At 41.9% G+C, this 13,676-nt stretch carries 9 protein-coding genes and 2 pseudogenes; 3 read left to right on the top strand and 8 right to left on the bottom strand.

What is annotated here, in order from left to right; all coding sequences use genetic code 11:
* Positions 1–34: 34 nt before the first annotated feature.
* On the bottom strand, positions 35–1,288 hold the full coding sequence (locus KSMBR1_RS19695) for a dicarboxylate/amino acid:cation symporter (protein WP_197705270.1): 1,254 nt from the start codon (positions 1,286–1,288) through the stop codon (positions 35–37).
* A 121-nt stretch (positions 1,289–1,409) separates the two neighbouring features.
* Here KSMBR1_RS19695 and KSMBR1_RS19700 point away from each other — a divergent pair.
* Positions 1,410–2,749 (top strand): annotated as a pseudogene (locus tag KSMBR1_RS19700) (IS1380-like element ISCku8 family transposase).
* A 27-nt stretch (positions 2,750–2,776) separates the two neighbouring features.
* Here the strand turns inward: KSMBR1_RS19700 and KSMBR1_RS19705 are convergent.
* The 3 genes and pseudogenes from KSMBR1_RS19705 to hemC all read right to left on the bottom strand — a co-directional run bounded on the left by KSMBR1_RS19705 (position 2,777) and on the right by hemC (position 6,313).
* Positions 2,777–3,814 carry an IS630 family transposase gene (locus KSMBR1_RS19705; protein WP_099326800.1) on the bottom strand — a complete coding sequence of 346 codons (1,038 nt, stop codon included), beginning with the start codon at positions 3,812–3,814 and terminating at the stop codon, positions 2,777–2,779.
* A 390-nt stretch (positions 3,815–4,204) separates the two neighbouring features.
* A pseudogene (locus KSMBR1_RS19710) lies at positions 4,205–4,705 on the bottom strand (IS4-like element ISCku3 family transposase); the annotation flags it as partial.
* A 657-nt stretch (positions 4,706–5,362) separates the two neighbouring features.
* Positions 5,363–6,313 carry a hydroxymethylbilane synthase gene (gene hemC, locus KSMBR1_RS19715; protein ID WP_099326801.1) on the bottom strand — a complete coding sequence of 317 codons (951 nt, stop codon included), beginning with the start codon at positions 6,311–6,313 and terminating at the stop codon, positions 5,363–5,365.
* A gap of 299 nt (positions 6,314–6,612) precedes the next feature.
* Between hemC and KSMBR1_RS19720 the strand changes: the two genes are divergently transcribed.
* On the top strand, positions 6,613–8,442 hold the full coding sequence (locus KSMBR1_RS19720; protein WP_099326802.1) for a protein-disulfide reductase DsbD family protein: 1,830 nt from the start codon (positions 6,613–6,615) through the stop codon (positions 8,440–8,442).
* Positions 8,443–8,952: 510 nt separating this feature from the next.
* On the top strand, positions 8,953–9,147 hold the full coding sequence (locus tag KSMBR1_RS19725) for a DUF4926 domain-containing protein (RefSeq protein ID WP_197705271.1): 195 nt from the start codon (positions 8,953–8,955) through the stop codon (positions 9,145–9,147).
* 354 nt (positions 9,148–9,501) lie between these two features.
* Here the strand turns inward: KSMBR1_RS19725 and KSMBR1_RS19730 are convergent, their stop codons facing one another.
* From KSMBR1_RS19730 to KSMBR1_RS19745, 4 genes are all read right to left on the bottom strand, one after another.
* Positions 9,502–11,067 carry a M12 family metallo-peptidase gene (locus KSMBR1_RS19730; RefSeq protein WP_099326803.1) on the bottom strand — a complete coding sequence of 522 codons (1,566 nt, stop codon included), beginning with the start codon at positions 11,065–11,067 and terminating at the stop codon, positions 9,502–9,504.
* An 86-nt stretch (positions 11,068–11,153) separates the two neighbouring features.
* A complete protein-coding gene (locus tag KSMBR1_RS19735; protein ID WP_157820748.1) occupies positions 11,154–11,459 on the bottom strand; it encodes a hypothetical protein in 306 nt (101 codons plus the stop codon).
* A 416-nt stretch (positions 11,460–11,875) separates the two neighbouring features.
* Positions 11,876–12,097 carry a hypothetical protein gene (locus KSMBR1_RS21380; protein WP_172953503.1) on the bottom strand — a complete coding sequence of 74 codons (222 nt, stop codon included), beginning with the start codon at positions 12,095–12,097 and terminating at the stop codon, positions 11,876–11,878.
* A gap of 378 nt (positions 12,098–12,475) precedes the next feature.
* The gene (locus KSMBR1_RS19745) at positions 12,476–13,657 is read right to left on the bottom strand and encodes an ATP-binding protein (RefSeq protein ID WP_172953504.1); all 1,182 of its coding nucleotides are present in this window, start codon (positions 13,655–13,657) and stop codon (positions 12,476–12,478) included.
* Positions 13,658–13,676 lie beyond the last annotated feature (19 nt).

Genomic DNA, 13,676 nt, shown 5'->3' on the forward strand with positions numbered 1-13,676 from the left:
TCCTCCTCTTTAAAATGTCAAGAAATTAAGGAACCTATATATTTTTATTTAATTCATACCTTTCAATCACACCGGCGCCAACGCTATCGCCCCACACGTTTACTGCAGTACGGAATCTGTCTAAAATCCAATCAATTGCCAGGATTAATCCAATGCCTTCGATGGGTAAGCCAACGGACTTAAGCACTATTACCATAGTAATTAATCCCGCCTCCGGAATGCCTGCAGCGCCTATGGCTGCAGGTGTTGCGGTAACAAATATAATGATTTGCATTGCGGGCGTCATGGTTATTCCATATGCCTGGGCGATAAATATCGCGGTAACTGCTTCGTAGAGAGCCGTTCCGTCCATATTTATTGTTGCTCCCAACGGAAGAACAAAACTTGCCGTTCTATTTGAAATTTTATTTTTTTCTTCAGCGCATTGCATGGTAAGCGGAAGGGTCGCCGAGCTGGACGCTGTAGAAAATGCATTTAGCAAGGCGGCGCTCATGCCTTTTCCAAAAATAACAGGACTCCTTTTCCCGAATATTTTTAGTATGAGGGGCAAAATAACGAAACCGTGAATGGCAAGACCGATTAAAACCGTAAAAGAATATTTTCCCAGTAAGTACAATTCAGGAATGAATCCGCTGAATCCCCCTGCCTGTCCAACCCTGGAAGAAATCAAACCGAAAATACCAATAGGCGCAATATACAGCACCCAGTGTGTTATTTTCATAACCGCATCATTGAGAATAGAAATGACATTAACCGCAGATTGGGCTTTTGGCCCCAATGCAGATAATGACAGACCAATTAAGATGGAAAAGACAATTAAGGGCAGAATCTCCATTTGAGCCATTGCGGCAAAAATATTATGTGGCAACATCCCCTGCTTCCCGCTTTCTTTGTCACCTATTAGTATTTGTCGAAAGACGCCTCCCATCGTATCCTCATTGACACCATAGGGATTATTTTCCTGTATTGTGTAAGATGCGTCAGGATAGATTTCACCTGTCGACAACCCTTTTCCAGGCTGAATAATGTTTACCAGGGCAATACCGATCAGTACGGCAATACATGTCGTTGTCAGGTAGTAAACTATTGTGCGCCAGCCAAGTGTCCCAAGACTGCTAAGATCGCCGAGATTTGTTATTCCAACAATAAGCGATAAAATAACAATGGGAATTACAAGCATCATTAATGCGTTGATGAATATTTCGCCCAGCAGGGAAAATTTGACTGCTATGTCAGGAACGAATCCCCCCGTTACCATACCTGCAACTACCGCAATAATAATATACAACCTAAATCCTGCAAACAAGGCAAAGCCTTGTTGCAGGAATAGGATTGAAATGGTAGGATTTCCAAGGTATTCGGCGGTATATTGATAACAAAAAACACCTGAAAGGAGATTCACCATTTCGATGAAGAATATAGCAAAAAAATACAGCAAAAGACAACCGAAAATCAAGGCAGAGATGAGCGGGAAAGGCTTAACGGTACATGCAGGGCTTTTACCGGTATTGAATTTTATGGGTAAGCTGATGTTCCGGGAGAGAGTCCATGAAGCGGTCCATAAGGATCGTGGAGCAAATGCCCGGTATCAGTTTGTCGATGCGGTACAAATGGTAGTGATAGGGTTGATAGCAGGGGCGACATCGATGGTAGAGGTGATGAAGGTGTGTACAGATGAGGTATTGAAGAAGATGTCCGGGTGGAAAGAGGTACCTGTAGATACTACGATAGGACGTATTATGAAGCTGGCGAGTCAGGGAGATATAGTGGAACTGACGGGGGGTGATCCACCGGTTTAGGGGAAAGATATGGAAGCGTGCGGTGAGATCAGGCCATAAACTCAGGAGTGCTCTTTGCGAAGTATGGATAGATGTTGATTCTACCGTAGATGGTGTATATGGGAAACAGGAGGGTGCAGAGGTAGGATATAATCCGCACAAGAAGGGGCAGAAGGCGTATCATCCCTTAATGGCATTTATTGCAGAAACAAAGGAGGTATTACATAGTTGGTTCCGCTGTGGAAGCGCCTACACGAGTAACGGAGTAGTAGAGTTCATGAAGGAATGTATGGCGTACATGAATAAGGGGGGTAAGGGTGGTATTTCGGGGAGACAGCGGTTTTTTTACCGGAGAATTACTTGAATACCTTGAGTCAATATTGGCGGGATATCTGATTAAGGTAAAGCTGAAGAATCTGGAAGGATTGCTTGAAGGGCAGAAATGGAATGAGGTGAAAGGGGAGCCAGGATGGGAACAGGCTGAATTTTGGTATCGATGTGCAGGGTGGGATCGTGCGAGACGTTTTGTGGCAGTGCGGCAATTGGTCAAAAGAGAAAAGAAATTAGTAGAAGTGTCCGTGTATGAGTATTTTTGTTACGTTACAACGGAGCGGTTAAGTCCGATGGAAGCGCATCGTTGTTATGGAAAGAGGGCTACCTGCGAGACTTTGATAGAAGAGAGTAAAGGACAGATGAATGCGGGGCACATACGTACGGGTGAATTTTTGGCCAATGCTGCGCTATTTCAGTGTGCGGTGTTAGCGTATAATCTTTTGAAGTGGATGGGATTGCTCAGTGGTGGAGTGATACAACAGTGGGAAGTAAAGACGATGAGACTGTGGTTAATCCGTGTGGCAGGGAAACTGGTGGAGAGAAGCCGGCAGATGACATTAAAATTGCCGGAGAAATTTCTCCATCAGGAGGAATGGGAAAAGTGGGAACGCATGTCACTGGATGTAGTTTTTCAGTAGAAAACCGACGTTGTATAGTCAAACAAATCAGATTTTCGAAATTTGCTCGCCAATAATTTGAAAATTTTCAGTTAAAAGAGTAGACAATTCATCTGTATACTCGTTAATATTTTTGAAAAAACTTAAACATTTGTTTTTAAACTTCTCATAAGTATCATAATACTTGTTATACAATATTTTTTTGCGAAAGAATTTCCATAATCTTTCAATGAGATTTAAATTGGGCGAATAGGAAGGGAGAAATTTGATCTTTATTCTCGAATTTGCAAGGTATTCTTTGACCAACTTAGACCTGTAATATTTAGCATTATCAGAGATTATGTAAATAGTACCGGCTTGAGCATACCTTGACTCTATTTCATGGAAAAGCTTTATTGTTGATTGAGCATTGATGCTTTCATCTTCCCGGATTGTTACTTCAAAGGTTTCTATGTCAATAGCCCCGTTTAAATTTATTCTTTTCCTGCCGGTATTAGAGGGTATTTCCTTCTTTTTGCCTTTCTCTATCCAGCAATATGCAGACGTAGAATTGTGCTGTGGATGAACTCCATCCATAAAAAGTATCTTATCTCCAGGGGCTTTCTCTTCTTTGAGTTGTTTGTAGTTTTCGATAAATTCTTTTTGTTTTTCAGGGTTTGCTTTGCCTGGAACTATTGTAGTTTTCTTGTAAGTAAAGCCTAATCTATCGAGGGTATGTACCATTCCTTCGGGTGTATAGATTTTATTGAATGTCTGTTTTACATATTCAACAATTTCTTTTGCCGCACTATAGTTGTTTTTCCTGATATGATCTTTTAATTGTTCTTCTTGTTCGCAGGTGAGTTTTGGCACACAGCCAATATAATTGTCAGATAAAAGCCCGTCAAAACCTTTATCTTTGTATAGTTTTTCGTAATTCCTGATTGTTTGATCGTCTAACAAGAGCGCCTCTGCTACTTTTTCATAACTCCATCCTGAATCAAGAAGAAGTATAGCTTTGATTCGGTCGGCATGACGTCTATGAGGCTCTTTCTTATGTGCTTTTTTAAATTCTATTCGGGTTTTTTCACGGAGAAATGGATTCATGCAGAATTTAATACTCTAGAAACAATTCAAATGCAAGAAAAAAACAGATTTTTATAAAAATAAATGCTTTTTACTATATTTCGTTTTTTTAGTCTTTTGAGAGTGGTAAGTATACCGCAGATGGAGACAGTACATCCCTATCTTGATTTTCATTGCATCAGAGAGCACGTTTCCGACAATTTCCCATGTCTTTTTGTTTAAAGTAGTATAGCCAAACAAATATGATTTTAGAGATTTGGCGATAAAATGGCTTTCTAAAAAACAGATTTATTTGACTAGGCATATTATCAAACACACCCCTAAATCCCCTCTTGATAGAGGGGACTTCTTATCTCCCCTCTAAAAAGAGGGGCCGGGGGTGTGTAAATTTTTCGAAAACCTTATTTGTTTGACTATATAATCATCTTTTTTCATCGGAAACTGCCGAAAAGATTCTCCTGTGCCTTCTCCTTCAGTTCCCGTAAGTTTAAAGAAATCGCAAGATAATGAAGGAACCTCAATACTATAATGAATGCGCCAAAGACTTCCTGTTTTCCCAGGTTCCTTTACTGTTGTTGCATCAAATAAGCGAAGATGAAAATTATTCCGTTTATTAATTTGGAGGCCACGCTCACGGAATAAAGATAAACATAATTTATATAGCCATTCTTTGCTCTTTTTTAATCGCTTTAATAAGGCAACATCGGATAAATCTGCTAAGTTAGCACGCTTGGCTCGAACTACTGTTTCACGCAATGAATAGCCACATCCTAAATGAATTAATAATGTTCGAAGAAGCTTTTCTTCAGATTTATCCTTGCGCAAGCCTTTTAAAGCATTTGTATCAACGGCTAAACTTTTCCAATCGTTTGGGAAGAAAGTTCTTAGAAGATCCCAATCTTCTCTCATCATGGCTTTATCCTCCTATAGAGTGATTAGCGGGATAATTAATATAAAAATACCATGATGAATAAAATTTGTCAATAAAACAAGTTAGCGCTTATGCCCCCTGCACCCCCGCCAGCGGGGGACATTGTTTGAACAACAGGGGCATTCCCGATTTTTGGTTAACTAATTGTACATTGTAACACAAGCATCCTGCTTGTGGCATTTTACCCTCAAGCTGGAAGCTTGAGTTACTATTCTTTCCCTCCCCGCTAATGGCATTTTTACAAAAAATCGGGGATGCTCCCGTTTTGTGAGAGGCTTGGGGGGTGAAACTCCCCCTTGCCTATTCGGTGCCTTTGTGTAAAAAAAGTAACACTTTAGTTTTTTGAAAAATTCCCGGTATAGAAAAAATACCATGTAGCCCCGTTAGGGGCGGTCTGTTTGTAGCACAATAAAATTCAATAGAGTAAATAGCTCCGTAGGAGCGGCCTGTCCATATTCAGGCAGACCTGTTTAATATGGATTTACAAGAGACAGGTCGCTCCTAACGGAGCTAATATCTGTTATAATATCCTATTTTGCTACAAACAGGCTGCTCCTACGGAGCTTATAGGTAATACGTTTTTCAAAAGACTAAAATGTTACTAAAAAAAAGATTTTCGGACTAAAATTCCTATACATTTAAGGCATTTGTTTTGGGAAGTTCTGCCTGATTTCCTGTAAAATTTTATCACCGCCATTGTCCAGCATCCTTTGAGCAAGTTCGTTTCCAACCGCAGCCGCTTGATTAGCAGGTCCCTTGTGACTGTCCCGTATAGTACGTTCTCCGTCAAGCGTACAGATAACCGCTTCGAGGTGTACTTCATCATTAAGCACTTTTGCATGTGCTCCAATAGGTACCTGGCATCCACCCTGGAGTTTCGCCAATAAAGCACGTTCCGCCTCTACTGCAATCCTGGTGTGCAGATCATCCATTTTCGATAGTATTTTATTTATCCGTTCATCATCTTTGCGTATTTCTATTCCGAGTGACCCTTGTCCTACGGCGGGTAACATAATTTCGAAAGGAATGATTTCGCTGATCTGTCCGGTATAGCCTATCCTTATCAAACCTGCATGGGCAACGATAATACCATCTAAATCGTCAGCCTCGAGTTTTTTTAGACGGGTATCAAGATTGCCCCGAAGATCTACAATTTCAAAATCTGGCCTTAACGCAAGGAGTTGTGCCTTTCTGCGCAGGCTGCTGGTGCCGATACGCGCATTTCCAGGCAGTCTTTCAAGGGTGACGTTTTTCGCGCTTATGAGAACGTCGCTGGGATCAACCCGCTTTGGCATTGCACCGAGTGTTAATTTCTCAGACACCTCTGTAGGAATGTCTTTTGCGCTATGCACCGCAAGATCAATTTTCTCCTTAATCAAGGCAACTTCAAGTTCCTTGGTAAAAACGCCAACGCCTCCCAGACGTGACAACGGCACATCGGTAATCTTATCTCCGCTGGTAGATATTTTTTTTATTTCAAATTCAACACCGGGGTTTAATTTCTTGAGCTCTGAAATAACCCAATTTGTCTGGGTCAATGCAAGCTTACTTCCCCGCGATCCAACGATAATAGGTTTTCCTTTTGGCAATGCAAACACGCTCCATTTAAAAGGTTAAATAGTAATAACATGCACATGTATTTTTAACTTTATTTAGTGTTCCGATAATAGCATAATATAGTGTATGAGTCAAACTCCTTTGTTAACGGTAGGGGCGAAGCATTTGTCCGCTTTGAGTATGAACGCGTTTATGTCAATTTGTAGCAAATGCTTCGCCCCTACACTATGCGGCAAAACAGCTCCATTATTGGAATTTTTCAAAAAACTAAATTGTTACCGGGAAATGATAAAGTCAGTCGTCTTTTCATTTTCGATAAAGGAAGGAATTTATGAAAACCAGCATATTCAAAAGAATTCTTTATAGTTTGTTATTATGTATCGTTATTCAAAAGGTTTCGTTTGCAGACGCTCTTCCCTTCAGAGTATATGTGGAGGACGTACCGGGTGAGGTTTTCGTTGGAGATCAAATCCCCATAACTCTAATCATTGCCATTGATACTGGCCATTACATTTACAAGGATCAGGTAAAAATGGTAAGCAGCGAACCGTATCTCTATGAGGTTTTCTTTACAAAACTTCCTGAAGGAAAAACAAAAATAGATCCCTTTCTGGAGAAAGAGGTAAGTTTTTACGAAGGACAGGTCGCGATAGCTGCGTATGTACAATTGACGGATAATGTGCCTGAAGGCCCTTATACGATTCGCCTGAAGGTAAACTATCAGGGGTGTTCGGAGACAATTTGTTTCGCCCCAAAGACAGAGGAATTACTCTTGCCGTTAAAAATCAATTCCTCTCAGAACATGACATTCACGGGGAAAACCGAAGATGTTTCGCGTGTATTGCAAAAAGAGGAAGTAACGTCGGATGTGAGCGATATACAGAAAACCATCGAGGATAAGGGGCTTATTTTATCATTTATTTTTATTTTCCTGGCAGGAATAGGCTTAAGCTTTACCCCATGTGTATATCCAATGATTCCCATTACCGTGGCGGTAATTGGCGGACAGGCTTCCGGCGAGCAGCAGGGAAGAAGAAATTCCCTGAGGGCATTCCTACTGTCATTGATTTATGTGCTGGGCATTTCCATTGTATATGCTGCGTTGGGAGTAACGGCAGCATCAACCGGCGCACTGTTCGGCGCCGCATTACAAAGCCCGTGGGTTATTGGTTTTGTTGTGGCGGTATTTGTAGCGCTCGCAATGAGTATGTTTGGATTTTACTACTTGCGTGTCCCGTCTTTTATTTCAGACAGGCTTGGCGGTAAAACAGGAAGGGGCGTTGCCGGTGTTTTTGTCATGGGTTTGATTTCAGGGATTATCGCTTCGCCGTGTATAGGCCCTATTCTTGCAAGTTTACTGGTATATATTGCGAGTACGGGAAATATCTTTTTAGGTTTCTGGATGCTGTTTGTCTTTGCGTGGGGATTGGGCGTTCTCCTTATCGTGCTGGGGACTTTTTCAGGCGCAGTAAAGGCGCTTCCCAGGTCCGGCGCGTGGATGGAAACCGTTGAGCGGATATTCGGTTTTCTTTTGATAGGAGCTGCTTTTTATTACCTGCGGCTCATTATTCCCGAAGGCGCTTTTATTACTTTACTCGGCATTTTCCTGATTGTTGTCTCGGTTTTTTCGGGGGGTTTTGATAAATTAACATTTGACAGCTCTCGTTTTCAGCGTACCAGGAAATCATTTGGTCTGTTAGCATTTATCTTCGGAGTATATTTTTTACTTGGATATATGGTAAACAAAGGATTCATTTTACCGCCGCTATTCACTGATACAAATACCAGAATTGGCAGTGTGAACAACGCGGAAATACATTGGATTACAAATGAAAAAGAGGGTTTGGAAATAGCAAAAAAGGAAGGGAAGACGGCAATAATTGATTTCTGGGCGTCGTGGTGTTCTGCCTGCATGGAATTAGAAAAAATCACGTATGTTGATCCGCAGGTAATAGAGGAGTCGAAGAAATTTGTCAATATTAAGATAGATGCTACAAACGCAGAAGATCCGGAAATAAAAAAACTTTGGAAAAAATACAAGGTTGTCGGTTTGCCAACGATAGTGTTCGTTAATAAGGACGGCGTAGTCCTGAAGGACAAAACAATAACGGGTTTTGTCGATGCAAAAAAATATTTGCAAGCGCTAAAAAGTGTGGAATAGCGCTAGTTGGCGAACGGATAGGTTTTATTTTGAAATTTTTTATAATCTTTGGCAAATAGTATGCTTAATGTCCTCTCAAAATGTAATTTATTTAAAAACACGAACTCCGAAGTAGTATAAACGGGACAAACGGAAAAAACTGCACTGCAGAAACCAAACATTTTAGGCCAATATGAATACTGCTTTATAAACAGACTACTAAAATGACACTGGCTGGAAATACTCTGATTTCTCGTGATAAGATGATACAATATTTATTAGTTCCGGGAAAACGAAATGATAAATCACAATGGTTATCCAGGGCAGGATACACTCTTTAAAACTGGTATTTGCTGAAAAATGGCTTGCATAATCAGATTTTATCGCTTGATGCCATATCCATTGAAAATACACAATACGGTCAAATGTATAAAACCAAAGGCACATTAACCGGGCCGAATGGAAAAAATTTGACAGTACATATAAATTATTTGAAGAAATTGTTTTATTAAAAGATATCCCTGAAAAAAATTGCAGAAAGGCGACGTTGCTACTATTGTTGAGTATCACCCTGTTTCTAAGGGTGAAGATGGATATTCTTTAGAAGTATTTAATGCACCTGGAGACACCATAGCTGTGATAACGGTACCTGTGTCGGCAATTGAGCCTTTAGCAGAAAACGAGATTTTTAGTATTCGTACATTGGTGGTAGAAGGAAAAGATTAAGAGACAGGGTAAATCTTCATAATTCGTAACACTTTCGTTTTATTTGAGTTTTATTGTTTTATAGGGTGCATTCCCGATTTTTTGTATATCTTCACACATTTTGTTTTTTTACAAAGAATTGTAATACTTTAGTCCTATGAAAAAAAACGCTCGTTCCCAAGCTCCGCAGACTGGGTCATAAATGTTTTTTATTTGACTCAGTCTGGGAGCTTGGGAACGAGCATTTTTGTTTTTCAAAAATCTAAACTGTTACAAAAAATCAGGAATGCTCCCCCGTTTTATATCTGCGAACTGCGCAACACTTTTTTATTGATGTCTCCTTACGACAAATTCTGCGACATCCGTGGAATAGCTTTAGTTAACCTTCACGGTCATTGATTTCTTCAAACAACCTACCTTAAATTTGACCTTTGCAGTTCCTTTCTTTTTCATTGCGGTTATGGTAAATGCCGCCTGACCATTGAAGTCTGTGATACCACTGGACGGTGAAACCGATACCTGCTTCCTGCCCGCCTTATTTACTGTTACATTTATTGTCTCGCCTTCGGACGGAGAATCGTATTCGCCTGTTATCGTTACCGTCACTTCACTACCTTCCTGCCTGGCAAGTGTCAATTCTTTAGGAGATATTGTTATCGACCCCAGGCATTTCGAATCCCGAAATTGAGAAACCGTTAGTTTGACTTTGTTTATCGAACGGGCATTATTGGCATTATCAGTGCCGGTAGCAAATCCTTCATAGGATACATCCGGATTCGAAAAATAGTTGACCCTCGTGCCATTGCACGTAGCCATGACAGACCTATAAGGATAAAAGCAATAGCCGTATGAATATTCAAATACACCCGTAGCCGAGTATGCGTCATCATGTCCGCACCCCATATTGTGTCCCATTTCATGGGCCAGGGTTTGGTCTGAACAATACGAATACGAATACCAAGAACCACTGCCAGAACTAATTTCGCCTACCTGTACCACTGAAAATGCCCAATTTTCAAACGAGCTACTCAGTGACGTCATTTGCCATGCTCTGCCACAAACATCGTTACCGGACGTGTAAACCCTCAACAAAACAACAAGATCAGCGCCCAAACGATTGCGCAGGTCCGCCACGTCTGAAAAAACGCCACTCCCGTACGTTAAATCACTGAGGGCGTCCGCCGTTGTTCCGCTGTCTTCATAATCAACCTCCTCTATTCCGACAACCCGTGCAGTAAGGCCAATTTCGCTGTTTACATAGGAAGCGTTTGCTACACCGGCCAGATAACTAATCTGGGCAATAAGCTCATCACCCGGATATGCCTCCGCAAAACCATTCGTATATAAAACAAGCACGTCAAAAACCGATCCGTCATCTCTTTTTTCGGAAGAAGAACTATCCTTGATCTCTTTGTCATTCAATTTATCATAATGCGGAATCGAGCCACCGTCGTCTATGGGAGCGGCTTTTTCCGGATCGAGCTTAAAGACCCGGTGCGTGTTTGCGCCTCTGACAGGTACTATCTTGTAAACCTCGTCTTTCAGCTCAATCTGCCCAAAAAGGGCATCGCCGCAAACCGACATAATGATCGATCCTTCCCGACCTTCAGGCTTTCCAATCCATGTCACGCTTTCCTTCAACCCCCGAAGAAATGCAGTGCGTCTGACAACAATGCTATGTTCCAGAAAATCCATGCGCACCTTTTCATATGCTTCAATTTCTGATTTCAAAGGAATAAGGTTGATAATAACTTCCTGCTGACTGTCAGACATTGCAACGCCAAATACTGCATCATCAGATGTTAAATTCCCGGACACGGCAGAGGTAAAGAGGGAAACAATTTCTTCATTGCCGGCATGCACATTTAGAGACATAGCCAACAGGAAAACAACATACCACAGCATTTTTAATTGCAAAATTGTATTTTTGGGTTTAGGCATAACTCCATTTCCTTTTCAATCACATTGTATTGCAGAGCGAAGCGGCGCTTCGCTCTACATGCTTTCCATTCTGCACCACATGCGCCTTATACCACATGTACGTACTGATCACAGCTTGAGACCAAGCCAGTCTTTACAGGATTGTATAAAACATAACTTACAATCCGTTCCGGTTCCTTTCCATCACGCACAACATGGTCATAGCTTTCGTGCTGCCAGAAGGCGCCACTGCGGTTGAGGAGTTTGTTTGCTTCCCTTGCCATGTATGACTTTAATGATTGCAGAATTTTGTAGAGCGAAGTGCCACTTCGCTCTACAAAAAAATGTTGCCAAATGCCTGATTTACCGGTAAAGAATTTCAAATTGGTAGCGCGACCGTCTCGGTTGCGCAAAAAAGTTGGCCGAAGACCTTATTAAATGCCCAGAAATTTATTCAGCAGCCTTTCTTCTGTCGTTTTCGACCAGAATATACACTAAGACGTTGCCCTAAACGAAGTGCAAAAATGACTATTCCTAAAAATGGTTATTCATGATAATTTGTCAATAATAAAGATTTGATTCCTCCATATAATTCAACTCCTTTCCACTACCTATAATCACTAAACAAAATAGTGCCTGTCCCTATTTGCCCCTTAACATGAGCATTCCCGATTTTTTGTAACCGTTTGTGTGATTGGGGCAAAACAACGCTGCAAGGGATGTGGCAAGCCTGTCCCCCCGCTGGCGGGGGATTAAGGGGGTGGAATTGTATGCGGAGGAAATCTGGGAGGTTTATAACATGAATAGCCATAAATTTTTCTTCTCATTCCTACGTTCTGCGGGAATGCATGTCACGAAACAGGATAAAATTGTCCATTTGACCAGTCTGCGGAGCGTGGGAAAGAGGGTCAAATTTATTTTCATAATAAAGGGGTAGTTGAATCGATGGAGAAATCCAGTCCACCCCCTGCACCCCCGCCAGCGGGGGACATAGTTTGAACAACAGGCGCATTCCCGATTTTTGGTTAACTAATTGTACATTGTAACACAAGCACCCTGCTTGTGGCATTTTACCCTCAAACTGGAAGCTTGTGTTACTATTCCTTCACCTCCCCCCGCTAATGGCATTTTTACAAAAAATCGGGAATGCTCCCCCCTTAACCACTAACCACACTTAATCACAGATCAAGGTTTGATACCAACACATGACCCTATTCGGTATCCTTACGCAACGCTTTTTGTATACCTTCAGGTTAACTTCACTAAAACTTTTTCACACAACAATCAGAAACGGAGAAATCAAATACGTTAAACCCGATTCATGCCCGATCCAGCCCTGAAAATGTGGAGAAATGATTAAAATTATTCCTGCCCAACCGGAGGAACTCGCTACATCAAAATCAAAGACCCCCATTCCCCGTAAGCTGAACTATTCCGGTTTAACGAACATTTCCAACAACTCCTGTAACGAGCATGAAATCTGCATTTTTCCAACTGCTGACTGTGTTGTCTGGGAGACAAGTACACGTTTATCCGCTCCAACCAGATCGGCAGCGCGGTTGAGGCTGTCAAAATCCTGCAAAGAAGGGTTCGACGTCAACTTCACTTCAATAGCCCATAATTTGTTCTTGTAACGGAACATGAGATCAATCTCAGCGCCATCAGCCGTACGGAAGAACCATGGATCCACCGGCCATCCGGTCATATTCAAGGTGTCCAGGATTTGCCCGATAACAAACCCTTCCCAACTTGCGCCCACCCATGGTTGATTAAGAAGCGTTTCATAGTCCTGAACACCAAGCAAACTGTGAAGAATGCCGGTATCACGCCAATAACACTTCGGACTACGAACAAGCCGTTTCTTCACATTTGCAAACCAGGGTTGAAGCTTCCGAATGAGAAAAGTCCCTTCCAGAAAATGGACATAGGTATTGACCGTATGGTACGAAAGGCCGAGGCTTTGACCAATTTGCGAGGCATTCCACAATTGGCCATGAACGGCTGCCAACATTCTCAACAAACGTTGCATCACTTGTGGTTTGGCGCTTAACCCCCAGCTTGGTAAGTCACGTTGCGTCATGAGGTCGAGATAGTCCTTTTGCCATTGTGGATAGCGGTCGGACGTCAAAACACCGCCATCAGGAAAACCACCCCGTAACCATAATTCCGTCATTGGGATATCAGGAAGTTCGGTGAGAGTCAAAGGGGTTAATTCAACCAGGGAGAGACGTCCTGCCAGGGACTCAGAAACATGTTTCATGAGCGCCGGTGAAACAGAACCCAGCAGCAGGAAGCGACCAAGCCTTTGTCGTTCCATATCTATTGCCCCACGTAAGCGCGGAAATAATTCCGGCCATGACTGGGCCTCGTCAAGGACTATAAGGCGTTTGGTCTTGATCAACGAAGGCCATTGGACGTCCAGACGCAGTTGTTCTGGTTCTTGTTCCAGATCGAAATAGTCAGTTGACAAAGAGCGCGCCAGCGTGGTTTTGCCGGACTGGCGTGGTCCGATTAAAGCTACCGCCGGATACGATTTCAGGCGCTGTTGTACCAGCGTTTTTATCTTTCTTGCGATAATCATACAAAATAGAATACAATTTCTATTTTGCAATATCAAGATATTTCCAAAA

The organism is Candidatus Kuenenia stuttgartiensis (genome assembly GCF_900232105.1).
GTDB lineage: Bacteria > Planctomycetota > Brocadiia > Brocadiales > Brocadiaceae > Kuenenia > Kuenenia stuttgartiensis_A.